21 protein-coding genes and 2 riboswitches are annotated in these 24,812 nt (G+C 53.2%); of the genes, 14 read left to right on the top strand and 7 right to left on the bottom strand.

Going from position 1 to position 24,812, the window contains the following annotated elements; all coding sequences use genetic code 11:
• Positions 1 to 46 precede the first annotated feature (46 nt).
• Positions 47 to 664, bottom strand: coding sequence for a J domain-containing protein (locus tag GN112_RS05490; protein ID WP_155309312.1), 618 nt, complete (start codon positions 662 to 664; stop codon positions 47 to 49).
• A 175-nt stretch (positions 665 to 839) separates the two neighbouring features.
• Here GN112_RS05490 and GN112_RS05485 point away from each other — a divergent pair, with 175 nt between their 5' ends.
• From GN112_RS05485 to GN112_RS34210, 3 genes are all read left to right on the top strand, one after another.
• On the top strand, positions 840 to 1,094 hold the full coding sequence (locus GN112_RS05485; protein ID WP_155309311.1) for a hypothetical protein: 255 nt from the start codon (positions 840 to 842) through the stop codon (positions 1,092 to 1,094).
• Positions 1,095 to 1,282: 188 nt separating this feature from the next.
• Complete coding sequence (locus GN112_RS05480; RefSeq protein ID WP_155309310.1) at positions 1,283 to 1,483, top strand: cold-shock protein; 201 nt, start codon at positions 1,283 to 1,285, stop codon at positions 1,481 to 1,483.
• A gap of 185 nt (positions 1,484 to 1,668) precedes the next feature.
• Positions 1,669 to 2,109: an RNA recognition motif domain-containing protein gene (locus GN112_RS34210; protein ID WP_231714077.1), complete on the top strand. Its 441-nt coding sequence runs from the start codon at positions 1,669 to 1,671 to the stop codon at positions 2,107 to 2,109.
• A gap of 60 nt (positions 2,110 to 2,169) precedes the next feature.
• Here GN112_RS34210 and GN112_RS05470 read toward each other — a convergent pair whose 3' ends face one another.
• The 6 genes from GN112_RS05470 to GN112_RS05445 all read right to left on the bottom strand — a co-directional run bounded on the left by GN112_RS05470 (position 2,170) and on the right by GN112_RS05445 (position 7,184).
• Positions 2,170 to 2,616 carry an iron-sulfur cluster assembly scaffold protein gene (locus GN112_RS05470; protein ID WP_155309309.1) on the bottom strand — a complete coding sequence of 149 codons (447 nt, stop codon included), beginning with the start codon at positions 2,614 to 2,616 and terminating at the stop codon, positions 2,170 to 2,172.
• 58 nt (positions 2,617 to 2,674) lie between these two features.
• Positions 2,675 to 3,064 carry a response regulator transcription factor gene (locus GN112_RS05465; RefSeq protein WP_162458793.1) on the bottom strand — a complete coding sequence of 130 codons (390 nt, stop codon included), beginning with the start codon at positions 3,062 to 3,064 and terminating at the stop codon, positions 2,675 to 2,677.
• Between the two features lie 16 nt (positions 3,065 to 3,080).
• Positions 3,081 to 3,449: a NifB/NifX family molybdenum-iron cluster-binding protein gene (locus tag GN112_RS05460; protein WP_155309307.1), complete on the bottom strand. Its 369-nt coding sequence runs from the start codon at positions 3,447 to 3,449 to the stop codon at positions 3,081 to 3,083.
• A gap of 343 nt (positions 3,450 to 3,792) precedes the next feature.
• Positions 3,793 to 5,187, bottom strand: coding sequence for a sigma-54 interaction domain-containing protein (locus GN112_RS05455; RefSeq protein ID WP_155309306.1), 1,395 nt, complete (start codon positions 5,185 to 5,187; stop codon positions 3,793 to 3,795).
• Between the two features lie 226 nt (positions 5,188 to 5,413).
• Complete coding sequence (locus GN112_RS05450; RefSeq protein WP_155309305.1) at positions 5,414 to 5,779, bottom strand: hypothetical protein; 366 nt, start codon at positions 5,777 to 5,779, stop codon at positions 5,414 to 5,416.
• A gap of 85 nt (positions 5,780 to 5,864) precedes the next feature.
• Positions 5,865 to 7,184 carry a (Fe-S)-binding protein gene (locus GN112_RS05445; protein ID WP_155309304.1) on the bottom strand — a complete coding sequence of 440 codons (1,320 nt, stop codon included), beginning with the start codon at positions 7,182 to 7,184 and terminating at the stop codon, positions 5,865 to 5,867.
• Positions 7,185 to 7,757: 573 nt separating this feature from the next.
• Between GN112_RS05445 and GN112_RS05440 the strand changes: the two genes are divergently transcribed.
• From GN112_RS05440 to GN112_RS05390, 11 genes are all read left to right on the top strand, one after another.
• Positions 7,758 to 7,919, top strand: a complete 162-nt coding sequence (locus GN112_RS05440) for a hypothetical protein (RefSeq protein WP_155309303.1) — start codon at positions 7,758 to 7,760, stop codon at positions 7,917 to 7,919.
• A 433-nt stretch (positions 7,920 to 8,352) separates the two neighbouring features.
• Positions 8,353 to 8,952 (top strand): paraquat-inducible protein A, encoded by a 600-nt coding sequence (locus GN112_RS05435; protein WP_155309302.1) that lies wholly within the window; start codon positions 8,353 to 8,355, stop codon positions 8,950 to 8,952.
• On the top strand, positions 8,949 to 9,590 hold the full coding sequence (locus GN112_RS05430) for a paraquat-inducible protein A (RefSeq protein WP_231716941.1): 642 nt from the start codon (positions 8,949 to 8,951) through the stop codon (positions 9,588 to 9,590). Before GN112_RS05435 ends, GN112_RS05430 begins: the two co-directional genes overlap by 4 nt.
• Positions 9,587 to 11,278 (top strand): PqiB family protein, encoded by a 1,692-nt coding sequence (locus GN112_RS05425; RefSeq protein ID WP_155309301.1) that lies wholly within the window; start codon positions 9,587 to 9,589, stop codon positions 11,276 to 11,278. Before GN112_RS05430 ends, GN112_RS05425 begins: the two co-directional genes overlap by 4 nt.
• Complete coding sequence (locus GN112_RS05420; protein WP_155309300.1) at positions 11,275 to 11,901, top strand: PqiC family protein; 627 nt, start codon at positions 11,275 to 11,277, stop codon at positions 11,899 to 11,901. The genes GN112_RS05425 and GN112_RS05420 overlap by 4 nt, the downstream gene beginning before the upstream one ends.
• 183 nt (positions 11,902 to 12,084) lie before the next feature.
• Positions 12,085 to 12,282, top strand: a riboswitch (cobalamin riboswitch).
• Between the two features lie 226 nt (positions 12,283 to 12,508).
• Positions 12,509 to 12,690, top strand: a riboswitch (cobalamin riboswitch).
• A 156-nt stretch (positions 12,691 to 12,846) separates the two neighbouring features.
• A complete protein-coding gene (locus GN112_RS05415) occupies positions 12,847 to 14,940 on the top strand; it encodes a TonB-dependent receptor (RefSeq protein ID WP_155309299.1) in 2,094 nt (697 codons plus the stop codon).
• Positions 14,941 to 14,952: 12 nt separating this feature from the next.
• Positions 14,953 to 15,705 carry a DUF2162 family putative transporter gene (locus tag GN112_RS05410; RefSeq protein ID WP_155309298.1) on the top strand — a complete coding sequence of 251 codons (753 nt, stop codon included), beginning with the start codon at positions 14,953 to 14,955 and terminating at the stop codon, positions 15,703 to 15,705.
• Positions 15,702 to 16,349: a MotA/TolQ/ExbB proton channel family protein gene (locus GN112_RS05405; RefSeq protein WP_155309297.1), complete on the top strand. Its 648-nt coding sequence runs from the start codon at positions 15,702 to 15,704 to the stop codon at positions 16,347 to 16,349. The genes GN112_RS05410 and GN112_RS05405 overlap by 4 nt, the downstream gene beginning before the upstream one ends.
• Entirely contained in the window at positions 16,346 to 16,705 is a 360-nt protein-coding gene (locus GN112_RS05400) for a DUF2149 domain-containing protein (protein ID WP_155309296.1), read from the top strand. The genes GN112_RS05405 and GN112_RS05400 overlap by 4 nt, the downstream gene beginning before the upstream one ends.
• Positions 16,692 to 20,591, top strand: a complete 3,900-nt coding sequence (locus GN112_RS05395) for a cobaltochelatase subunit CobN (RefSeq protein WP_155309295.1) — start codon at positions 16,692 to 16,694, stop codon at positions 20,589 to 20,591. The genes GN112_RS05400 and GN112_RS05395 overlap by 14 nt, the downstream gene beginning before the upstream one ends.
• A gap of 131 nt (positions 20,592 to 20,722) precedes the next feature.
• Entirely contained in the window at positions 20,723 to 24,673 is a 3,951-nt protein-coding gene (locus GN112_RS05390; RefSeq protein ID WP_155309294.1) for a cobaltochelatase subunit CobN, read from the top strand.
• Positions 24,674 to 24,812 lie beyond the last annotated feature (139 nt).

The following is a 24,812-nucleotide window of genomic DNA, read 5'->3' as shown; positions in this document are numbered from 1 at the left end:
GGGCATGCTTCGATAGACAGGGATGGTCCGGTATTTTTCCGTGGCGCTATCGGTTTCTGCCGATGCCGCGAACCCGGCCCACCGGCTTGATTGGCTCGACCCGCGCCGTTCCATCCACTGCATCGGTATTCGATTGGCGGCCAGGCTGCCGGTATCCGGTGGTGCGGCACCGGTAAGTGGGTGCTGGACGGGGGGAAGGCGATCCCTCTTCCGGAACTTTGCCGCAGGCCATCTCATCAAGAACCTGTTTGAAACTGCGGCGCTGCCGTTTGGCGTCGGTTTCACCCACCGCACTTGGCCCGGCGTCATCATCCCCGCCGGAAAACGAATTCAATGCGTCGAACAAATGATCCATCCAGGAGCGTTTTCTCTTTTTTTCAGGGGCGACGTGGCCGTTTGGAGATTTCTTTGGTGGCCTACAGGCTGGTTCGGCGTCGGATGTCGGCCCTGTATCGGGTCGATGGGTGGCCAGGTGCTGCCGGATTCGGGCATAGGCGACATTGATTCGCTTGAGCTGTTCCTCGGCCTGGATTTTGGAGGCCGAGCCTTCGGGAAACTGATCCGGATGCCAGCGTCGCACCTGGGCTTTGTAGGCGTGTTTTGCCTGGTCGGCGTCTGACAGGGGGGTAATCCCCAGTATTTTGAAGCTGGTCAGTAAATCCATAATGGTATGTCGGCCAATATTGTCCGCTAAGGCGGTATGCCTTATCTATACTTGACCCCCGCAGAAATTAAAAGACGTCAATTGAAATTTCAGATTTGCATTCATCAACCTTGACCGAAGGTAAAAAAGCCATTATTCAAAGCGAATAACGTGACATTGGTTATAAGGAGTGAGTATGCAAAAACGTCCCATCACGGTTTCTTATATTTTCTTTTATCTCCTTTTTTCCGAAGATGCCTGGCGTATCGCTGCCGGTTTTGTTGGTGCGGTCCTATTGGGACCACTGGTCGCTCAGAGTCGGGAACTGACTCAGGCTGCAGAGGTGGTGGTATGGCTGATGATCATGGTGATCGGTTGGTCGGTGACGGCTTGGCCGGCCAGGAAAATCACCGCGGCACTGCGGCGCGCGGTGAAGCAGGCCTCCAGATGATCAAGTTGACTTTTTTTTAAGAAGCAAATAATTAATTTGCATTCTGAAGCAATAACAGGTAATGTAGGCAAATTCAATTCAATCCCACTGCAATAGAGGGCCGTTTCTTTCTGTAGGAACTCACCATTTGTCAAAATGGCATCCTCCAGTCTGCAACATTGAAAATTTTAAGAAAGGAGGAAGTCGACATGGCTGATGGTATTGTAAAATGGTTTAATGACAGCAAGGGGTACGGTTTTATCGAACAGGAAAATGGTCCTGACGTGTTTGTTCATCATTCAGGGATAAACGCCACGGGATTTAAGAGCCTGAACGAGGGTGACCGGGTGACCTTTGATGTTCAGCAAGGTCCGAAAGGCCCCTCAGCGGTAAACGTTACCGCTGTCTAACCCGCACTACCGCTTAAATAAGGGCATGCCTTCCAGTCCGGGGCATGCCCTTTGCTATTCCCGGAGTGAATCCCGGAGAAGACCATCGTCCATTCGTACCACCTTTTTACGACGCTTCGGTCCCTTCACTCTATTATATAGCATTCAAGATAATGTTTTTGGGCTGCGTTATCGGTCGTCGCAGTATGACAATACGGCTTCCTCCCTCTGGCCTTGCCAAAAACATTATCTTAAACACTATACCCATCGCTCATCCAGAACATCAACCCGCCTCATCTGATTCGAACCCGCTTCTTTTTGGCGCAGCCGGGGACGTTGCGACGGGAGAAAGGCATTTGCGCATGAATATCTATATCGGCAATCTGGCCAACAACATCACGGAAGATCGCTTGAAAGCCCTGTTTGCCGAATTCGGCGAAGTTGAACATGTCAAAGTTATTAAAGACCGATTTTCGGGCACGCCCAAGGGATATGGATTTATTGAAATGCCCAGTAATTCGGAAGCGGATCAGGCCATCAAAGCGTTGAATGGGAACCGCATTGATGGCAACGCGATAAAGGTTAGACCTGCCGATCCGGGCGGCAAACGGAAGAAAAAGCGTTCCTTGCGGCGCAAACGGTATTGATCGTCACCCATGTCCGGATTATCGGCTTTACGATGTTGATCTCAATTTTTTACACGACGATCATTTATTTCCATGCGGTGTCTGATTTCGCATATACTGCCCCAATGCCTCACGAATGGTTTCAGCGGCCAGAAAGGCGCAATGGTGGTCTTCATCGGGGAATCGGCCGATTTTTTCCAGAATGGCCTCACCGCTGATGTCGGCTACCTCCTCGGGGGTTTTTCCCACGGTCATCTCGGCGGCAAAAGAGCCGCACACCGTGCTCGATGCGCAGCCATCTGTCCGGTAGGCGGCGTTACAGACGCGGTCATTCTCAAATTTTAAAAATATTTCCATGGTATCACCGCACTCGCCGGTTACCCGGGCGTGGGCATCGGCATCGGCCAGGGGACCGCAGTAGCGCGGATTGCGCCAGCGCTCGAATCCGGCGTCACCAAACGCCTCACGGGCTTCATCAAAAATCTGTTCCTGCAAATTGTTTACAAAGGTGTCAAAATCCTCAGACATGGTTACCATCCCCCATGACATCATATTTGTGATTGAACGCTTGGGATTGCATTTTCAATCAGGGTTTCTCGACTGCTGAAGTGAATCCCAGAATCTGGTTAAGGTGCGTCATCAGGCGCGTTGCATCCACCTGGCGCGGCTGGGGGGGAAGTTGCATCAATACGCCGAGCCCTTCGCTGGCTTCGTGGTAGTCTTCTTTGGAGAGCGAGCTGACAAGGGCACAGTTGATCATGGGGTTAAGTGCCACCAGCCGTTCGGCAAATTCAAGGCCGGTCATATCGCCTAAGTTTTCATCGGCCACGACGAGATCGGCAGATTTTTCTTTTAACATTTCCAGAGCGTTATCGCCGGTCTGCGCCCAAATGACGCTACCGTTTTGTTTTTCAATGGCAGATGACAGTTCGGCAAAGTTTTGCCGGTTCGGGGTGACAAGCAGAACGTTGATCAATGGTTCCTCCTTTAAGTCAATGAACGGGGTTGCCGGTTTCAGGTGCCGTGCGCAGGCATCCGGGCATTACAAAAGTCGGTGTCAGCGGCTCTCCTTTCGCATATGCACCCAGAACCCGCTCCACCTTTCCAGCGATAAAGGGAATCAACACAATTCCGCCGGCGGCGATAACGGTGGCCGGGACACGGGATACCGCACCGCAAATGAGAACCGGTGCACCCAGTTCCGCAAGGGTTTTTACCAAGTTGGATGGCCGTTCAGGATTGAAAATCACCACTGAGCGGTCAACGATGCAACCCTTTTCGATGCTGACGACCAACAGACGCCGGGATGCATCGAACACCGGAGAGATCCGATCCTCCCAAACGGTAACAGCAACTTTCATTGTCTCCCCCTTGCCAATGAATCCTGGCAAGCCTTGTGCCAGTGTTCAGGGAGAGATTGCTGATGACAAAAACGGCTGAATTTAAGGTTTATTTTTTAATTTCGTCAAGGGATTTCAGTAAAATCCGAATTCCATGCATTGCAAAAGCGCATCTCTATGGTGGCACGGCTGCAACAATCGGAGCAGGCCGCCCTGCCTAGGTAGTGCCCATCCAGAAATGACCAATTTGCCCGATATCGGCGTTGGCCGAAAAATTTTATCCTCGGAATATCAACCATATGCCTGTGGTAAAATTTTTCGGGCGCCTTGATCTCAACCCAATTTGCCTATTTCTGGATGGACACTAGGTAGGCGTCTTCTTCCTTTCTGATCGGGAGCGGCCGTCGATTTCAGGCAGGGGGATACCCAGCTTTTTAATTTTTCGAAAAAGTGTGCTTTTGTGCATTCCCAAGGCTTTGGCTGCGGCCATCCGGTTGTAATCATGGCGTTTCAATGCATTGACAATGGCGATGGCCTCTGTGGTGTTGAGGGTGTGACTCAGCGGGGTCCGTTCATGTGAAGGTGGCAGACCACCGGAAAAATTGCCGGGCAGGTGGCTGACCTGAATCGGGCCGGATGCACACAGAACAAATGCATGTTCGATAATATTTTCGAGTTCACGGATATTACCCGGATAATCGTGGCACATGAGAACCTGCAGGACGTCGGCGTCAACACCGGTTATCGCTTTTCCACGCAGCATGTTCATTTTTTCAATGAAATGCTCGACCAAAAGGGGAATATCCTCCTTGCGATTGCGCAGTGGTGGCAGAACCATTCGAACCACGTTGATGCGGTAAAACAGATCTTGCCGGAATTTTCCGTCGGCGACCAGGTCTGAAAGATTCTTGTTGGTCGCAGCGATCACCCTTACATCCGTTTTAATCTTGCGCACCGAACCCAGGGGGGCAACGGCCTGCTCCTCCAGAACACGGAGCAGTTTGACCTGAAACGCGGGACTGGTCTCGCCAATTTCGTCGAGCAGGATCGTACCCCCTTTGGAAATATCGAAATAGCCGGGTTTGTCTCGGGTGGCATTGGTGAAGGCCCCCGCTTTATAGCCGAAGAGCTCGGATTCAAGCAGACTGTCCGGCAGGGCACTGCAATTGATGGCCACAAAGGGCATCTCCTTGCGGGAACTGGCATTGTGAATGGCCCGGGCCAGAAGCTCCTTTCCTGTGCCGGTCTCTCCCTCAAGAAGGACAGTACTGCCACTTTCCGCCACCATGGGCAAAATGGCCAGGATTTCGTGCATGGCATCGTTGCGGCTGACGATGTCGCCGATTTGAAACCGGCCGTACAGGCGCTTGCGCAACGCTTCCACGACGCTGTGGTCCCGGAACGTTTCCACACCGCCCAGAATTTCGCCACTGCTGCTGATCAGCGGTGCTGTGGAGACACTGATGGGAATCCGCTTTTTTTGGCTGTTAACGATATAGGTGCTGGTGTTGGTCAGTGCTGTGCCGTCCTGCATGGTCCGTTTCAGGGCGCAGTTATCTTCGCACATGTTGGCGCGGAACACCTCCCAGCAGTGTCGGCCGATAGCCTCCTCGCGGCGGATACCGGTAATCTCTTCCGCCGCACGGTTAAAGGACATGATCCGCCAGGCATGATCAACGGTGAACACCCCATCGGAGATGCTCTCCAGAATGATCTCGGTGACGTTGTGCGGTATGGGGTCGGGTTTATGCGTTTTCACCGAATCGGACCCTGTGTCGGTGTTGTCTGTTTAATTTGTCCGACAGCGGTGTTGGGCGGCCGTTGCCGGGCGTTGGGCCAAATGAAACTGTTTCGTGTATATACTCTATTTGGGCGGTAAGTTCCAGTGTGATTCTAAGGGTGGGAGTAATGCCGAAGCGAAATGAAAACGGACGGAAGGTTGCCGCACAGGCGGGGTCACGGTCATTGGGTAACCAATTAAAGCGTTACTTTACCCGCCATAACCGGTGCTGATCGCGCCGCCACTGATCGAAGGCGTCAAGATGAGCCAACAAATCTTTGCACTCCATGCGGAGCATACGGACCTGCCAGATGCTGGTGGGGGTGATGCGTTGGCTGAAAATATGGAAGATACTGCCACGGCCGACCGGATCCAGCCGCTTTAAAAGATCCAGAAGATTTTCGACCGTGGGAAAATAGTCGTCGATATCCACAGGATGGGTCACAATGTCTGCGGCCAGGGTCTTGAGCAGACGATAGGTTCCTGGATGGCTGGTGGCGGTGGCACGGGTTGCCGTCATCGCGTTTTCCCAGCGCGACTCCAGTTCTGTTCGGGTCAGCCTTTCATCCATGGTGTTTGTCGATAATATTGTTGACCTTTGATTTTGAACGGCTGCAGGGACAGGGCTCCGGCAGGCCCCTGCAGCCGTTCTGTATTTACATCGCGGTTTCCGGATGAAACACGTTGACTTCTTTCAGGTCGTCCAGCAGGTACTCGCGTTCATTGGGGCCAAGGACGCCCAGTGAAAGGCAGATCAGGGTCCACAGATGGACCACGCCGTAGCCGGCGCCATAGTGCTCGCTCAGTTCATGGATCTGAGCATGGCAGTTGTGGCAGGCGGCAATACAATAATCCGCCCCGGTGGTCTGGATCTGATTGTCCTTGAGCTGGCCGTATTTGAGCCGTTCTTCCTTGAATCCCGACTGCAGGAACCCGCCGCCCCCGCCGCAACAGAAATTGTTGGATCGGTTCGGATACATGTCGACGAAGTTCTCTTCACCGACCACCGACTTGACCACAAAGCGCAGATCCTCGGCAACGGGGTCTCCGTAGCTCTTGCGGATAATCTGGCAGGGGTCCTGAACGGTGAATTTGATTTTCAAGTCTTTGTTCCAGTCCGAATTTACCTTGAGTCGCCCTTCACGGATCCATTTGGCATAATATTCATAGATGCTTTTAATTTCACAGTTATGCGGAATGTTGAATTTGTTCAGTCCGGCCCGGACTGAGAAGGTTACGTGCCCTCACTCCGTATTAAGATAGGTTTTACACCCCAAAGTATCGGCCTGCTTGACCGACATGCCGGTCGTATGTTTCCAAGCCTCGTCATCCGCCAAGAACATGCAATAATTTTCACCGCCCCAGCCTTTGGAACCGTAGGTCCAGTCCACGCCGGCCAGGTGCAAAATTTTCCACAGGGGCACCATTTCGTCGGGCTCGGTGACCGGTTCACGCGAATTCTGGTTGAGGAAAAACTCGGCACCCTCCTTGTCGATGGGGGCCTGCATTTCGGCAAACTCGGGTTGGGCCTCCTGGTACTCTTCAAGCACATCCTCTACCACGAACTGGAAATCGTCGGGCGAGGTTCCCATGGCGCTGCAGCTGTCGTTGCGCAAGGCCATGTCACAGGATCCCAAAATACCCTTGGGCCGCTCTTCGCGGGGGCGCAACTGCCGGGCGTTATAAACCAATTGCGGGATGTCGATCTGCATTGGGCAGACATAGATACAGCGCTGACACATGGAGCACATCCAAGGCCAGTCCGATTTGGCGATTTCATCATCCATTCCCAGCGCCGCCATGCGCAGGAATTTGCGTGGGTCCATGCCGGCCAGCCCGGTTGCCGGGCATCCTGAGGAACATGCCCCGCAGGTCAGGCAGAGGTTCAGATTGCCTCCTTCCGGAAGGACCTCTTTGACCTTGTCAATGAATGTCTGTTTTTTTTTGCCTCCCAACTGAATGGGGTTTTCAACCATTGATAGCGCCTCCTTTGCGAGTTTGAATGAACAGCGAAAAAAACCGACTGGTTATCAGAAAATGGCAAAACTTAGATGCGAACAGTAACCAAATTTACACCAGCATAATATGTGCCCGATGGGAAAAAGGTGAAAAATTAAAAAATATGAATGTTTTCGATGAGATGAAATCTGTCAGGAGTGTTTGGTGGAATTGTTGTGTCGCGTAATTGCGACGAAGAACAGCTATTCGGGTTTCCCATGTGCGACTCTTGGTTGTTTGTTGGCTGAAAAAATGCGGTTTGTTCTTATTTTTAGGCATTTTGGGGTTGCCAAGCCGGAAAAACTGTTATAATGAGGGCGCCAACGGTGATCTTTCGCGAATTGCGGTGGACCCGTTTCCCCTACGTCAAGTGGTGTTTGCCCTCCTCTTAAAAAGCGTAATGCTGACGTAACATCCTCTGAATGTCAGGTGGATTGCCGACAACTACACTTGTGTTGAACGGCCAGAGATCGGTTGATCGACAAGCCATCGCGGATGTGCCGTCTGCCACGGGGGGAAATAACCAATAACCAACACCTAGAGAAATAAAGATGGACGAGAACAAACGCAAACAAATTGAAGCCAAACTGATGCAGCTTTTTACCCAGACCAGCCAGGAACAGGGTGCTGCTGCTTCATCAGGAAAAGCAAACCAGACCGTTGTCAAGGTCATCCGTCGCCGAAAAGGCAAGCCCGATTTCCAGGTTGCCTAAAGACAGTTATTGAACAGGTTGTCTTACCAACCGTATTTTGACCGCAGATAACTGAGATCGGTCGGCGCCCGCATGCTTCTCCCCACCAGAACGGGCGCTCCATCATCCGCAGTGCAATGCATGCAATCCATAATCAGATTCCTTTAAAAGTTGGGTTCAGCCGAATACTGACAGATTCATTGGAAGTGATGAAACCGTTGCATGGCTGCAGAAACAATGGTACTTGAAGGGTATTTGCGCTGACTTGCCGGCTGGCGTTGCTCTTCTCATGTGGAGAGAATTCATGGCATCCGATACCGGCGGGCCGGAATCCTCCTGATTAATGGATTGGTCGGAAAAACTGTGGCGCCCGAAGCGTTGCTTCGTGGCATCGGTTACAGGTTGGCGTTTTCCGGCAATATCGGTAACCCTGTTTTGAAAGTATTCTGTGTTCATGATGCAACCGGTGATTGCCTGCCACGAATGCGACCTGCTGCAACAGGTGAAACCGTTGCCACCCAAAAGCACGGCACGCTGCGTACGTTGCGGTGCACTGCTTTACGTGCATACCCCTGACACCATTGACCGTTCCCTTGCCTTTGCCATTACCGGATTGGTGTTGATGCTGATCGCCAACATCTATCCTTTTCTGTCACTTGAGTCTCAGGGGGCCACCTTGGAGACGACCCTGATTACCGGGACGCTCATCCTTGCCCGCCAGAGTCCCATCGGATTGGCCTTCCTGGTCCTGCTTACCAGCATGCTGGTCCCCTGCATCCTGATGGGGGCGCTGGTGGTCGTTTTGGGATCGATCAAGTGGGGCCAGCGGCTGCCGGCCTGCCGCCGGATTTTCCGTTTGGCGCTGGCCCTGCGTCCCTGGAGCATGACCGAAGTCTTCATGCTCGGCATTCTTGTTTCGGTGGTTAAGCTGGCCAAGATGGCCACCATTATCCCCGGGACGGCATTGTTTGCTTTTCTTGGTCTGGTTTTCGTTTTGGCCGCCATCAACACGGTTCTTGATCCGCACACCGTATGGGAGAAAATGGTACCATGATGCCATCTGTCCCCGGGAGCGCCCAAACTGCAGCGGCCAAGGGCCTGGTCAACTGTCACAGTTGCGGCCTGCTGGTCCGCCGCGCCTTTCCGGACGGTCAGCGCCTGTACTGCCCACGCTGCCACGCCCGGTTGCACACCCGTAAACCCAACAGCCTTTCCCGAACCTGGGCGCTGGTGATCGCGGCCATGATTTTTTACGTTCCCGCCAATCTGTTGCCGGTGACGGTGACCCGTTATTTGGGCAGCACTCAGGCCGACACGATCATGAGTGGAGTGATTTACTTCATGCAGACCGGTTCCTGGGGGATTGCGGTGATCATCTTTGTGGCCAGTATCGTGGTGCCCATCGCCAAACTGGTGGTATTGAGCGGGCTGATGATCTCGGTGCAGCGGCGTTCAAGCTGGCGGCCACGGGAGCGAGCCCAGCTATACCGTCTCACCGAGGCCATCGGCCGCTGGTCCATGCTGGACGTTTTCGTGGTTACGGTACTGGTTGCGCTGGTGCGTCTGGGTTACCTGAGCACGATCGAGGCGGGACCCGGAGTGGTTTATTTCGCTGCCGTGGTGGTGTTGACCATGATTGCCGCCATGACGTTTGATCCGAGACTGATTTGGGATGCGTTGGAGAAGAAATGACGAATCAATCATCAACTGAATCGGATGCCGGCTTTCCAGATTCAATACCGGAACCCGAGATTCGGCGTGGCAAGTGGTTTTCGATCGTCTGGTTGATTCCCCTGATTGCGATTTTGGTTGGCGGATGGCTGGCTGTCAAGGCCATGCGCGAGAGCGGTCCCACGATTACAATTGTCTTCAAATCGGCCGAAGGGCTGGTTCCCGGCAAAACGGAAATCAAGTACAAGGACGTCACCGTCGGCAAGGTAGAAACGATTCAACTCAGCGAGGATCTATCCCAGGTGCTGGTCACGTCCGTTATGAGCCGTGATGTGTCCTCTTATCTCACCCATGACACCCTGTTCTGGGTCGTGCGGGCAAGGGTGGCCGTCGGGGAAGTGAGCGGAATCAATACCCTCTTTTCGGGCGCCTATATCGGGATGGCGCCTGGCAAGAATGGGAAAGTCGTCTACCGCTTCGAAGGGCAGGAGAAGCCACCGGCGGTTTTCCGGGATACGCCGGGGCAGCAGTTTCACCTGCGGGCGGACCAACTGGGGTCGTTGGATATCGGATCACCGGTATATTATCGCCAGGTCAAGGTCGGGCGGGTTACCAACGTGGATATGGCCCAGGACGGTACCGGCGTTTTGCTGGAGATATTCATCCAGGCGCCGTATCACCATCAGGTCAAGTACAACTCGCGGTTTTACAACGCCAGTGGTCTCAATATGGATATCGGCACCAACGGTGTGCGCATCGATACGCCTTCACTGGCCAGTTTGCTGGTGGGAGGAATCTCCTTTTTCACGGCGGAGGCGGTGAAAACCGTACCGCCGGTGGCAGCAGACCAGGTGTTTACCCTTTATGAGAGCCGCGATGCCGCCATTGCCGCCGCATTCAGTTACCGGGAGTACTATCTGCTCTACTTTGATGAAACCGTTCGCGGGTTGACGGCCGGTGCATCGGTTGAATTTTCCGGAATTAAAATCGGAGAGGTGGTCAGTGTCCGGCTGCTATTCGACCAGGATCATCTGACGTTCCGGATTCCGGTGCTGATTGCCATTGAACCCGATCGTTTTGAGTTCTCCGGTGCTCTGGCCATCCCGGAGTACCGCGTGGTAGAGGAACTGGTGAAAAAAGGATTGCGCGCCCAGCAGCGCACCGGCAATCTGCTTACCGGGCAAAGTTACGTGTGCTTGAATATGTATCCGGACGCCGCTCAACAGGATATACTGACCAGTGATACATATCCCATTTTACCGACCGTTCCCAGTGCGATGGGTGAAATCACCACCACCGCCAGAAGGCTGCTGGATCGCTTCAACCGATTGCCGTTGGAAGCGACCCTGAAAGATATCCGCACGGCAGCCAATCAGGTGACAGAGACGGTCGGGGCGGACAACCTGACGCGTGCTATCGACAATATTGATGAGAGTTTTGCCGAATTTAAAAAAGTGACCGCTGATTTCAACAACGGCACCCTGGCAAAATTAGATGAAATGCTGGATCAGGCGCGGCAGACCTTGGCCAAGGGTGAAACGGCACTTGCCGAGGCCGGCAGTGTGCTGGGTGAAAGCGCGCCCATGGTGGTCAATCTCAATCGCCTGCTGATGGAACTGCAGGATGCCGCCCGGACGGTACAGGCGCTGGCTGATTATCTGGAACGTCATCCTGATGCGATCGTATACGGGAAAGGACTTCAGGAATGATGCGACCATGGCTGTGGCTCACGATTTTTGCCTTTCTGCTGGCGGGGTTGGTTTCCGGCTGCCGTTCCATTACCCCACCGGTGACGTACTACACCCTAAACGCCACCACCTTGCCACCGGCCGAATCCAACGACGGCGCGAAGGCCGACCTGACCGTCGGCATCCGTTCCGTCGGATTGCCCGGTTATGTCAACCGCCAGCAGATGGTTGTCCGCAGTGGAGCCAACCGTCTGTTGATTTCAAGCCTGAACCGTTGGGCCGATTACCCCGATCGGATGGTCCAGCAGACCATTGGTGAGAACCTGCAGTGGCTCATGCCCCATATCCGTATGGTCAACGCGCCTTGGCCGGTAGAAATCAAGCCGGACGTGATTCTGTCGTTTCAGTTTTTGGAACTGATCGGCACCGGAAAACGCCGGGTGTCGCTCACTGCCATCTGGACAATTGCCGGCAGCCCGGACAAAGCAACGGATGCAGCGGTCGTCCAAACCCACCGCACCCACCTGATTGAACCCATCACCGGTTCCGGGTTTGGCGAATTGGCTGCTGCCCACAGCCGGGCCATCGGGACGCTGTGCCGGAAAGTGGCCACTGCGCTTGACGCATACACCCGATCCCGGTAGGCGTTACCACTCCCGCCAGGTCATGACTGGTATCCCGCCAACAAAGATTTGCAGATGGTGTACAGGTTCTGCGGATGGTCGAATCAACAGATGCTATCCGTAATCCTTAACGCCGATGAACCGATAAAAAACTTGACAAAAAGTACCGGTGGGGTAATTAGATTGCACTTTGGATCAGGTGCTCATAAGTAATCTTCATCCGGTGGGTTGGGGTGACGGTTGACGAGCTGAAAAGGGAACCCCGTGAGAACCGGGGACGGGCCCGCCGCTGTAATCGGGGACGAACGCCGCAGCAACGCCACTGACAGCCGGAACTGTCGGGAAGGTGCGGTCGTAGGATGATCCGTGAGTCAGAAGACCTGCCCGATCCAAAATGAGTCGTCAACGCGTGGACAGTGTTTGACGCTCGCCAGATCACCGCGGATAAAAAAGGGACATCCCCGGATCGAATTGTTAATCGGTCCGGGGATTTTTTTTTCTCCGAACCGCCACTACTTTTTCCCCAATTCAGGAGAGCGCAAAGCGATGAGAAGAACTGTGAGTTTAAGCACGTTATAGCAGTAAATATTGCAAACAATCTTCTTGACAATTATGTTCGTAAAGAGAAATATGCGAAGCCATTTCAGGTGCTATAGAAGCTTAATAGGGAACCCCGTGAAATTCGGGGATGGGCCCGCCGCTGTGATCGGGGACGACCGCTGCAAGATTGCCACTGGCTTTAAAGTCGGGAAGGCGCAGCCATTAGGAAGAACCGAAAGTCAGAAGACCTGCCTGGATACCATAAATGTTGCTGCCCCGCCCCGTGGACAAGGGAAGGCAGATCAAATCTGTGGAAAAACCAGGGCATCCCAGATCGTTTGTCAATCAAATGGTTCGGGATTTTTTTTATTCAAGCCACGTTGAAGTTTTTATCCCGAACCAAAAGCTGTCAGAGTGGGAGGATAGATGAAACGCTGCTTGTTTTTTTTAATTTTGGGAGGACTTTTATGGCCCGCATTGGGTTTGGCCGAGGATGGGAGAGAAGCTGATCATAAACTGGATGAAATCGTGGTTACTTCGACGCGAAAGTCAAAGGCGGTTGACACACCTGCAAGTCTTTCCATCATCACGGCAGAGGAACTTGAGGATATGGGGGCCAAAAACATTGTTGAAGCCCTGTCAAAAATTCCCGGGGTTGTTGACAGCAGTTCAAAAAGCCAGTCCGTTGTCATCCGCGGAAACAAAAGCGCCATGGCCGGAGGACCGGTCCTTCTGATGGACGGTGTTCCCTTGAAATTGGGGGATTACCGGTACAGTGAGTTTGATTTTATTCCGGTCAACCAGATCGAACGGATCGAGGTTCTGCGTTCTGCCGGGATTGCTTATGGCCCCGGTGCGGCCAGGGGGGTGATCAATGTGATTACCAAAAAAAGCAAATCCGAGGGGGTTCATGGCGATGTCTCTGCCTCTTATGGTTCATGGGACAGTCATGACGAAAATGTGTCATTGTACGGCATGAAAAATAAGTTCGACTTTCTGGTGGATGCCGAAAATTATCATACGGACGGGTATGAAGAAGAAGAGGAAAACCGGCAGTCCGTGTTGGGACGCCTGGGATACAATCTGTCCGACCAATCCAGGATTGGTCTTCGGGTCAACCATGTGGATTATGATAATCAAACGGCAGAAGGGCTAAAAAAATATCAATGGCAGTTGGACAACTATCGCAGGGAGATCCATTTTCCCAAAAGCGAGACCGATTCGGATCTGCTCTGGCATAATGAAAAAGATGAGAAAAATACAACCGTTGCCTTGGAATTTTCCCATAAGGCCGAAAAAAAATTTTTTGATTCCTCTTTTTCCTGGGCAACCTATGAAAAAGACTTCAGACGGACGTATGCGATTTATGACAGTCCGACGAGCGTTTACTATGAAGACAGCGACCAGGACACATATTCACTGACCATGTCGGGCGGATATCATTTTGATTTCGGTTCGGTCAGCTACACCCCCACCATCGGGATAGATTATGAGGATATCGACAATACTGTCGGACGAATTTATCCCTATTATCCCACAAAAAATACCGACACATACAACTTTGACCTCCAAGAGAAAACCTATGGTGTTTTCTGGGACAACAACCTGCGGTTCAATGAAAAATGGGGGCTGGACGCCGGTATCCGTTTTGACAGGACAGAAGTGGAATTCCAGGACAAGGTACCCAATATTGTAGATGAAGACCGCGATATGTTCAGCTACTCCATTGCCCCGTCCTATCATTTCAATGACCAGGCCATGATTTACGCGTCGGTGGGAAGAAATTACTGGTTTCCAACGCCGCGGTATTATGCTTGGGCCGTTGAAAAAGGCGGATCGTTGAATCCGGTTGAAGACCTTGAGCCCGAAGAAGTCCTGACCTATGAACTGGGGTATAAACATTTGTTCAGCAAGGCATTCAACATCAACGCCACCATTTATTATTCGGAATATAAGGATAAATTCGGATCGGTTTATGACGAAAACGATGATTCCTGCGGCCAGGGGAATATCGGGGATGCCGAGGCAAAAGGGATCGAGATTGAGGCAGACGGCAGGCTGTGCCAATATTTCGGATACCGGGTGGCCGCCACCTACCAGGATATCGAATGGACCTCGGGTACGGCTTTCGTTTACATTCATCCCGATAATACCAGGGACTACACGGCAGACATTTCGGGAAAACAAATCTACTGGGTTCCTGAAATCAGTGGGGTCATCGGGCTAGATTTCTACCCCATGGCCGGGCTTAAGATCAGCATGGATATAAACTATATCGGCGAACGGTATGTGGATTACCTGAACCAGATCGAATATCCGGACAAAACCACCTTTGATGCCAGGGCTTCCTATACCTGGAAAGCATGGAAAGTCTGGGTCCTTGGTAAAAATATTTTTGATGAAGATCTTGAATATGCATCTAATTCATCCGGTAAGCTGAATTCCGACGGCGAACCCAATAACGCCTATTATGTCCAAAACGGCGCTTATGTAGAGGCCGGCATCAGCTATCATTTCTAATTGGAAAGTCATATGATCAAACAATTGTGGATGAGCGGAATTCTGGCCGCCTTCCTGGTGTTCGGCATTAAAATCGGCGTGGGCCTTGGTTCACAGATGAACCACCCCGCTATTTCAAAAAGAAAAAAATGGGCCTTTTTTGCAGGGTCTGTCCTGACCTATCTGCTTTTGTTCCTGGGAATACATTTTCTGGTGACCGGCCTGAATCTGCTGGATTACCTGGACAGATTGGCCAATGTCCTCAAATACGGAATGATTCTGCATTTCATTCTGGCCGCAGGGCTTCTGGCATGGGGCATCCGGCTGCTGATTCAAACACCGGCCAGTCACCAACACGCCCAGCTTAAGGCAGTTCTGCTTTTGATCACCCCCTGCCCGGTATGTGCCACCGTGATTCTGCTTAACCTGACCCTGGCGTTCTCTTTATTTCCCCTGGCCCCGGCTATGACGACGGCTGTTCTTTTCGCCTGTTTCCTCGGCTTTATCCTGATCACTTTGTTGGTCATCACCCTGTTTGCCAACTGGATACAGTCCATGGATACCTTTTTAGGGATCTGTATGGTGCTTGTTTCATTATATTTTGTTTTAACGATCCTTGTGGCCCCCATTTATCCTGAAATTAAAGCCGCTTTTGCCATGGCAGGTTCCAACAACCCCATCGGACACATTCAGGGCAAACCCCTGGTGCTGCTGGCCGGCACGGCTTTTGTTTTCGGCTGTGTCGGTTTTTACCGTTCCTATTTTTCGAAAGCAGATCAACCATGACCATTTTCAATATTTTCCAGACCACCTTGTACACGATTTCAACCGCACTGCTTGTCCCTGTGGTGGCGTTGCTCATTTTGCTTTGTCTGTGGCTATTTATCTATACCGGCGGCTTTTTCGGCGAATGGGTCAAAAGAAAAAAAATGAAACTGGACCGGCCCTTATCCGAATTTTTGGAAAATATCCAGAAAATGGGCAGGCTGCCGGATAATGTTTGCGCAGCTCTGCCGGTACACATCGTAACCTATGCATCAAACCTGGAAAACATACTCAAGCGGTCTTCCTGCCTGAAAGAGGAGCAAATTGAGGACCTGAACCAGAAAAAGGAAAACGCTCTTTTAAAAGGGGTTGACCGGATACGGCTGATTGTCCGCATCGGCCCGAGTTTGGGGCTTATGGGTACCCTGATTCCTATGGGGACCGGTCTTGCAGGCTTGGCTCAGGGAAACATGAGCCAGTTGTCGTCCAGCCTGATTCTGGCCTTTACCACTACGGTGGTGGGCATTTTTCTTGGCATCAGCGCGCATTTTTTTACAGTGATCAAGGAGCAGTGGATGCTTGAAGACATGCGAAGAATCAACCTGATCACCGAAGCCATGGTCAAGGCGTCCGATAAAGGCGGCCCAGCCGGGGAGACCCTATGAAATACGTAAAAAAAAGCCGCCAGGCCACCTTGCTTAAATCCAGGCATGAGGAACCTCTCAACGGTGTGGCCAACCTGTTTGACGTCTCCCTTGTTTTTATCGTGGCCCTGCTGCTGACACTGATGTCCACCTTTCAGGTGCTTGATTTTTTTAACCCGGACAGTGAAATCACGGTCATGAAAAAGGTAAAGGACCAGTGGCAGATCATCACCAAAAAAGGAAAGGACATCAAAGTCAAAAAAGTGACCAACAAACGGGTGGGCGGAGACGAAGGGTTCAAGCTCGGCACGGCCTACCAGCTGAAAAACGGCAGGATCGTCTATATTCCCGAGGAAAAGATCAGTGAAATCGATTAAGGTATTCTGCCTGATGATCACTTTTTGTCTTCTGTTCCCGTTCCCCATTGACTGCAAGGAAAATAAGGTCCGCCTGGTTTTTATTATCAGTTCCAGGGACACCATTGCCACGGCAAAAGCCGTCAAGAAATTGTCCGAAAGGCCGGATATCGGTGAGCACTGCCGCTTTGAACTTTTCACGGACTGGGAGCTTCGTACCGGGAGACTCCATAAGGAGGATATCCGTCCGGGGGACATCATCCTGGCAGACTTCATGAAACGGGAAACCGACCAGTTTCTGGCGTCTATCCCGGGAAAAGGAGAAAATGAGATCCACAGCCTGCGGTGCGGGTATCTTGCCCGGGAACTGGAAAAAAAAGGAATCAAACCGGATATCCGGACCGAGGCCTATTTTCAGCCCCCAACCGCAGAAAACCTAAAAAATCTGATTCTCATGGTTCTGTCGGCCAAGGGAATGGATGTCGCTTACGAAAAGCCCTTTGTGCTGCCGGATGCCGGTATTTTTCATCCGGACATCGAAACCGTGTTCAAGGATTTCGCCGCCTATTTTGACTGGTATAAAAAATCAGGAAAATATAAGGAAAACAGCTTCTGGGTAGGCATCCACACCAACCGCTCATCCGCCGTCAAAGAAAGCGGCAAGCTGGAAGGCCAAATCGTTGCTCCTCTTGAACAAAACGGAATCAACGCCCTGCCCGTGTTCGGCAAACCCCCTTACCATGAGTCCCTGAAATCCTTTTTCCTGGATGACACAGGCCATTCCCGGGTGGACGCGGTGTTAGGGTTCTCATTCCGGTTTTTACGGGGATTTCCCGAAGAAACCGGCCGGATCCTTTCCAGCATGAACGCCCCGATTTTCATTCCCCTGGAGGCCCACAGCATCACCATCGGCCAGTGGAAAAAATCCGATACCGGGATCTCCACCCTGCGTACGGCCTGGCAGGTCTGCATCCCGGAACAGAACGGCGGGATTGAACCCACCCTGGTGGGGGGCAAAACCCCTGCCCGGCTCAAGGGGATGACCGAAGTGATTTACGACCGGGTAGCCCTGCCGGACCAAGTGGCATTTCTCATCAAACGGATCCAGGCCTGGCACAATCTGAAGACAACGCCCAACTCCGAGAAAAGAATTGCCCTGCTTTACTGGAACCATCCGCCCGGGAAACAGAATATCGGCGGCAGCTATATGAACTGCTTTAAGTCCATGTCCGAAATTATCATGGAACTGAAAAACCAGGGGTATGGCATTAAAGGAGATGATTTCTCCGAAGGAACGGTCAAAGAGAGAATCCTGCTTGGGGCCAGGAATGTGGGGTCGTGGGCCCCGGGGGAGCTTGACAGGCTGATTGCCGAAAAATCCGTGATCAAACTACCGGTATTCCAATACAGAAAATGGTTTGACGAACTGCCCCAGGAATTTAAAGACAAAGTAATTGCGCAGTGGGGGCAACCGGAAGCATCCGATATCATGATCAAGGACGGCAATATCATTATCCCAAGAATTGACTTGGGAAATCTCATTGTCATGCCCCAGCCCTCCCGGGGATTCGGAGAAGACGCCCAGAAACTGTACCATGATCCCAAGATCTATCCCCATCATCAGTACATTGCCTTTTACCTGTGGCTGAAAAAAGGATTTCAGGCCGACGCCATTATCAGCTTGGGCAAACACGGTACCCATGAATGGCTTCCGGGCAAGCAGACCGGCCTTGCCTTGACAGACCCGCCGGATGTGCTGATCCAGGATATCCCCAATATTTATCCCTATATTGTGGATAATGTGGGGGAAGGCATCCAGGCCAAACGAAGGGGCCGGGGCGTGATCATCGATCATTTGGTTCCGCCGCTGAAAAAGGGCGGGACCTATATGGAATACAGAAAATTGACCGCCCTGATCGACAGTTTCCATGAGGCTGAGAAAATAGATCCGCTTTTAGCAAAGGAGAAATTCAAGGCAGTCGAGGAGCAGACCAAGGCGCTTGGCATCCACAAGGACCTGGGATTCGATGAAATCAACGATCATGTGGTGGAAGCGGTGGAACACTACATTCTTGAACTGTCCGAAACCCTGATCCCTTACGGACTTCATACCTTTGGCGTCTCCCCGGCCGGCCGGCCCCTTGAAGACCTGAACCAGGCCATGTGTGAGGCCAGCCCTGAAATCGATTCCCTTGAGATGAAATCACGGATTCAGGTATGCGGAAAAAGTGAGATGTCCTCCCTTATCAAGGCACTGGCCGGCGGGTATATTGCGCCGGCCGAAGGAAACGACCCGGTCCGGAACCCGGATGCCGTTCCCACGGGGAAAAATTTTTACGGATTCAACATTGACAAGGTTCCTTCCAAAGAAGCCTGGGCCATGGGCAAAAAACTGGCCGATGAGATGATTCAAACTTACCGGGAAGCGCACGATACCTATCCTGAAAAACTGGGCCTGATCCTCTGGAGCACGGAACTGCAAAGAAACGAAGGGGCAAGTGTTGCCGCTGCATTTTATCTTCTGGGGATTACACCGGTATGGGACAATAAAGACCAGGTAGTGGATATTGCCGTGATTCCCGGGAAAATGCTCAAGCGGCCCAGGATCGATGTACTGGTCCAGTCATCCGGGTTGTTCAGGGACTGCTATGCCAAGCTGATCAAGCTCATGGACCGGGCTGTCCGGATGGCTTCGTCCATGAAAGACGTAGAAAATTTTATAGCTGTCCACAATCAGAAAATCGAAGCCGCCCTGATTGAGAACGGGTATACACCGGAGCAGGCCGCTGATTTAAGCAGGGCCAGGGTCTTTGCACCCATGCCCGGGGCCTATTCCCATGCACTGCAGGAACTGATTCCCAACAGCGGGACATGGGAGGATGATACGGAAATCGCCGACGTGTTTATTCACCATTACTCTTATGCCTATGGGAACAATATCTGGGGCAAACCCCTGAAAAGCGGATATAAAGCCAATCTTGACGATGTAAAGATGACCATGCACACCCTGTCTTCCAACGTGTACAACATGCTGGACAACGATGATGTGTTTGCTTTCTTAGGCGGACTGTCCCTGGCAGTCAAACATCAGACCGGCAGTTTTCCTGAGACCGTGGTGGCCAATATGAAGGACGGAAAATCCGTATCCATTGAGGATCTTCCCAAGGCCATCGGAAAGGCATTGAGGACCCGGTACCTGAATCCTGAATGGATCAAGGGGATGAAACAGGACGGCTATTCCGGGGCCAGGGCCATGGATAAGTTTGTGGAATACCTGTGGGGGTTCCAGGTCACCTCTCCCTGGGCGGTGAGCAATACCCAGTGGGAAGAGATTTACCATGTCTATATCCAGGACAAATACGGACAGGATCTCAAAGCGTTCTTTGACAACAACAACCCCTGGGCCCTGCAATCCATATCGGCCCGTATGCTGGAAGCGGACAGGAAAGCGTATTGGAAAGCTCCTGAAGAGATGAAAAAAGAGATTGCCCGCACCTTTGCCCTCAACGTGATCGAAAAAGGCGTGGCCTGCTGCGAGCATACCTGCAACAATCCCATGTTCCAGAATTATGTGACCAATTTCCTGTCCCTGGCAGGGCTGTTAACCCCCAAACAGATGGACCAGTTTAAAACTACCCTGGCCAAGGCCAGCGGGAAAACCCTGGAAGAACAAATTGCCGACCATCAGCAGGTACGCCGGAATCTGGAGACAACCGTCAAAGAGATTCAAAAAAATGAAGATGTCAAGGCCGCTACCCAAGGGGAAAACATTGAAGGATTTGAGATGGTTGAAGAAAAATTGGACCGGACCAGCGTGGCCTCTTCAGGTTCGGCCTGGCAGGTGATGGCGATTGTCTTCGGCATTCTGTTGCTTCTGTTCGCCGGGTATAAACGGATAACAGTTTGATGCATAGCCGCAAACTGTGGAGCGGCAGCCGAGAACTGGGGCAGAGGATGAAGCGAGGCGCCTTCGATTCGTCTTCTTTACCCCAGGGCGCCATTAACGTGCCTATAACTGCAAATTAGGGAAATAATACAATGAGATGGAGATGGCTTCAGTCATGGGGCCGGACGATAGGATGCCTGATTGCCTCAGGTATTCTCATCCTGGTACCGCTGTCCGCCGAGGGCGCGCAGATAACCATCCTGGAAGTGGACATCAACAGCTACCAGGTTTACCAGGCCGTCAAGCAAGTGGATTTGCCGGCATCCCTCCAGGTCCGTTATTTTACCCTCGCCGATTTGACCGGCGACCCTGCGGCGAAATCATTTATTGCCGATTCGAAGGTGGTGCTCGTCAACGTGATGATGACGCAGTTGGCCGACTACATGGTTGATGAGGGGCTCATGGATGGGCGCATGGTATATGCCCTCAACCGTGCCGGGGATCCCGAGGATCTGACCAAAAAGGGCTTTTGTTTCGATGCGACGATCATGGATTACTATCACCATCGCAGCGTGACTAACCTGATTAACATGGTCCGCCTGGCCGTGAACCGGCATGTGGATGCGTCGGTTTCCTTCAGGCCGCTGGAGAAGGTCCCCGACGTCTGCATCCACCATCCGGACGCGCCCAGGCTGTATGAGAATCTGGCCGCGTTCAATCAGTGGGATGCCGCTCGCCAGGATTATGACTCCAGCCATCCGCGTGTCGGTATCCTCTTCTACGGGACCACCCTGAAGGAGGGGCAGGTGGAGGCCGCCGATGATTTGATCCGGCAGTTGGAGAACGCCGGGTTCAATGTGCTGCCCTGTTTCGGACCGGTGCAGCCGATTTTCGATCGCTACCTCAAACCGGTATCCGGCCAATCACCGGTGGATATGATCCTGGCCTTCAGCATGAAGTTCTCATCCGGCATCAACGATGGTATCCGCTCGGCCCTGGCTGCCCTGAACGTGCCCGTCTTCAATGTGATCCGGCCCTATGCGGAAACCATTGAGGCCTGGCGGAAAAGCGATGTGGGGCTGGGGCCCATGGAAACCGTGTGGGCCGTGGCCACGCCCGAGTTTTCGGGTGCCATCGAACCGACCGTCCTGATCGGCAAGAAGGAGATTGTTGACAAGGAGACCGGTCGGCACCTCTTTGTTTACGAAACCATCCAGGAGACCATCGATTTTCTCATCCCGCGCCTGAATAAATGGGCTGCCCTGCAACGCATGCCCAACGAAAAGAAGAAAGTCGCCATCATCTACTACAACCACAGCCAGGGCAAGCAGAACATCGCCGCCGCCTACCTGAATGTGTTCCGCAGCCTGCAGTTCATCCTGACTCGCATGCAAAAAGAGGGCTACGCCATAAAGAGACCGGATGCGCTCACCGAGGAGAAAATCCAGCAATGGATATTAGATGGTGCCCGCAACGTCGGCTCTTGGGCTCCCGGCGAACTGGACGCCTTGCTGGCTGCCGGTGAGGCGGAAACCATCTCCCTGGCCGAATACCAGACCTGGTTCAACCGGCTGCCCGAGGCGTTCCGCAAGCCGGTGCTCGATCAGTGGGGGCGGGCGGAGGATTGTACGATCATGACCAAGGACGGCCGGCTGGTCTTCCCCATGGTCAAACTGGGCAATGTGGTGCTGCTGCCCGAACCGGCCCGCGGCTGGACCGACGACCCCATGAAACTCTACCATGACACCACCCTCTACCCCCACCACCAGTACATTGCCGCCTACCTGTGGCTGTCGGAGAAGTTCCATGCCGACGCCATGATTCACCTGGGCACCCACGCCACCTATGAGTGGCTGCCCGGCAAGCAGGCCGGACTGGCACCCTGGGACCCGCCCGAGATCATGTCCGGCGTGATTCCCAACCTCTACCCCTACATCGTGGATGACATCGGGGAGGGCATTGAGGCCAAGCGCCGGGGGCGCGGCGTGATTCTCGACCATCTGACACCGCCCATGAAGGAGGCCGACCTGCACCATGAATACCGGCAGATCCACGATCTCTTTCACCAGTATGAGATCGCCCATGCCAACGGCAGTGAGACCGCCGAGGAATACATGCGGCAGATCATGCGCCTGGTGGAGCAGACCGGGATTGCCAAGGATCTTTCCATCACCACCATGGATGATGCGGCCATGGAAAAGATTCACCTTTACCTGCACGAGATCGATACCAACTCGCTGCCCTACGGTCTGCACACTTATGGCAAACCCTACGATACGGATGCGGCCGACGAGACGGTTCGCCTGATCCTGCAGCAGAATCCCACGGCCGATCGCTCCCAGGTGACCCGGGATCTCAGCGACTCAGCAATCCACGAGATGGAAAACCTGATGCGTGGCTTAAGCGGCGAGTATGTCCCCGCCGGCGAGGGCAACGATCCATTGCGTAACCTGGCGGCGATCCCGACGGGGAAGGACTTTTACGGCTTCTCGCCTGCCAAGGTGCCTTCCAAGGCGGCCTGGGAGATCGGCAAGCGGGCCGCCGAGCAGATGATCGCCGAGAAATTGAAGAAGGAGGGCCACTATCCGCAGAAGGTGGGGGTGGTGCTCTGGGCCACGGAAACCACGCGCAACGAAGGGGTCAACGAGAGCACGGTTCTCTACCTGATGGGTATGGAGCCAATCTGGGATGCCACCGAGCGGGTGACCGGCAGTCGGGTAATTCCCGGATCGCAACTGGGCCGGCCGCGCATCGACGTGCTGATCAACCCATCGGGCCTTTACCGGGACATGTTTCCCAACAAGCTGATCTTTCTGGACGAAGCCGTCCAGAAAGCCATGCTTCAGACCGATATCGATAATTTTCTCAGCCGCAATCAAGCCACTATCAAGGAGACGCTGATCGCCTCGGGCATGGATGCGGACGAGGCCGAAGTCCAGTCGCGTTTTCGCATCTTTACCGAAAAGCCCGGCTCCTATGGTAACGGGGTCGCGGAGATGATCGGTGCTTCGGGGTTGTGGGAAGCGGATGATGCCGTCAGCAACGTCTACCTCAACCGCACCCAGTTCGCCGTGGGGCAGGGCCGCTGGGCCGTTCCGGTAAAAAGTGCGTTTACCGAGAATTTGCGCGGGGTGGACATCGCCGTGCACTCGCGCTCCACCAATGTCATCGGCATCATCGATACCGATGACTTCTTTATGTACCTGGGCGGTATGTCCCTGGCGGTGAAAAACGTCAAGGGCGAGGCGCCGGACACCATGGTGACCCTGCACCGCCGCAAGGACGAATTGACCGTCGAGGATGTGACCAAGACCATTGGCCGGGAGATGCGCACGCGTTATCTGAATCCCCAATGGATCGAAGGCATGAAGCGCGACAACTACGGCGGTGCCCGCCAGATGGCCGATTTCGCCGAGAACCTGTGGGGCTGGCAGGTGACCGTGCCGACGGCCGTGGATGCGGCCAAATGGCAGCAGGTGTTTGAGGTCTACGTGGAAGACAAATACGGCGAAGATCTGGAATCCTTCTTCAATGCCCACAACCCCTGGGCCTACCAGTCCATGACCGCGCGCATGCTGGAGGCGGTGAGAAAAGGGTACTGGACTCCCGATGAGGCCGTCAAACAGAAACTGGCTGCCGAGTATGCCCTCAATGTGGTGGAGAAGGGCGTGGCCTGCTGCGATCACACCTGCAACAATCCCATGCTCAACCAGATGGTGGTGAACATCATTTCGCTCCCGGGGGTACTGTCACCGGAAATGGTGGAACAGTTCAAACTGGCCATCGAAAAAATGGCAGCCAAGGATCTGGACCAGCAGACCACCGACCGCCAGGAACTTCTGGAACAGCTCAGCGCGGTTCCGGGTCGTCAGCCTCCTGCCGATGCGCCGGAGGCGCGTAACGCCGAGAAAGATACTGCTCCGGCGGACGCTGCGGCAGACACCGAGTCGGTCGAGGGGTATAAAATGGAAGAGATGAATACCCAGGATCAGACCACTGAACTGACTTCGTCCGGTGTCCAGTGGATGGCCTCGCTGTTTGTCCTGATGGTGCTGGGGCTTTTCTTCTGGGGGCTGCGTCGGCGCAGGCGGGAAGACGAATAGGCTGGGGCGATCGATCGCATTTCCAACAGCTTTTCCAATAGTATTTAAGATAATGTTTTTGGCAAGGCCAGAGGAAGAAATCCGTATTGTAATACTGCGACGACCGATAACGCAGCCTAAAAACATTATCTTGAATGCT

Source organism: Desulfosarcina ovata subsp. ovata (assembly GCF_009689005.1).
Classification (GTDB): domain Bacteria; phylum Desulfobacterota; class Desulfobacteria; order Desulfobacterales; family Desulfosarcinaceae; genus Desulfosarcina; species Desulfosarcina ovata.
The sequence above is the reverse complement of the archived record's forward strand: the minus strand, read 5'-3'. Positions and strand labels throughout refer to the sequence as shown.

Excerpts from the sequence above, each read along its gene's own strand:
- GN112_RS05430 (WP_231716941.1), top strand. The coding sequence starts at position 8,949 with ATGATGCCATCTGTCCCCGGGAGCGCCCAAACTGCAGCGGCCAAGGGC.
- GN112_RS05470 (WP_155309309.1), bottom strand. The coding sequence starts at position 2,616 with ATGTCTGAGGATTTTGACACCTTTGTAAACAATTTGCAGGAACAGATT.
- GN112_RS05435 (WP_155309302.1), top strand. The coding sequence starts at position 8,353 with ATGATGCAACCGGTGATTGCCTGCCACGAATGCGACCTGCTGCAACAG.
- GN112_RS05390 (WP_155309294.1), top strand. The coding sequence starts at position 20,723 with ATGAGATGGAGATGGCTTCAGTCATGGGGCCGGACGATAGGATGCCTG.
- GN112_RS05410 (WP_155309298.1), top strand. The coding sequence starts at position 14,953 with ATGATCAAACAATTGTGGATGAGCGGAATTCTGGCCGCCTTCCTGGTG.
- GN112_RS05420 (WP_155309300.1), top strand. The coding sequence starts at position 11,275 with ATGATGCGACCATGGCTGTGGCTCACGATTTTTGCCTTTCTGCTGGCG.
- GN112_RS05490 (WP_155309312.1), bottom strand. The coding sequence starts at position 664 with ATGGATTTACTGACCAGCTTCAAAATACTGGGGATTACCCCCCTGTCA.
- GN112_RS05405 (WP_155309297.1), top strand. The coding sequence starts at position 15,702 with ATGACCATTTTCAATATTTTCCAGACCACCTTGTACACGATTTCAACC.
- GN112_RS34210 (WP_231714077.1), top strand. The coding sequence starts at position 1,669 with ATGACAATACGGCTTCCTCCCTCTGGCCTTGCCAAAAACATTATCTTA.
- GN112_RS05425 (WP_155309301.1), top strand. The coding sequence starts at position 9,587 with ATGACGAATCAATCATCAACTGAATCGGATGCCGGCTTTCCAGATTCA.
- GN112_RS05440 (WP_155309303.1), top strand. The coding sequence starts at position 7,758 with ATGGACGAGAACAAACGCAAACAAATTGAAGCCAAACTGATGCAGCTT.
- GN112_RS05450 (WP_155309305.1), bottom strand. The coding sequence starts at position 5,779 with ATGGATGAAAGGCTGACCCGAACAGAACTGGAGTCGCGCTGGGAAAAC.
- GN112_RS05460 (WP_155309307.1), bottom strand. The coding sequence starts at position 3,449 with ATGAAAGTTGCTGTTACCGTTTGGGAGGATCGGATCTCTCCGGTGTTC.
- GN112_RS05400 (WP_155309296.1), top strand. The coding sequence starts at position 16,346 with ATGAAATACGTAAAAAAAAGCCGCCAGGCCACCTTGCTTAAATCCAGG.
- GN112_RS05480 (WP_155309310.1), top strand. The coding sequence starts at position 1,283 with ATGGCTGATGGTATTGTAAAATGGTTTAATGACAGCAAGGGGTACGGT.
- GN112_RS05485 (WP_155309311.1), top strand. The coding sequence starts at position 840 with ATGCAAAAACGTCCCATCACGGTTTCTTATATTTTCTTTTATCTCCTT.
- GN112_RS05415 (WP_155309299.1), top strand. The coding sequence starts at position 12,847 with ATGAAACGCTGCTTGTTTTTTTTAATTTTGGGAGGACTTTTATGGCCC.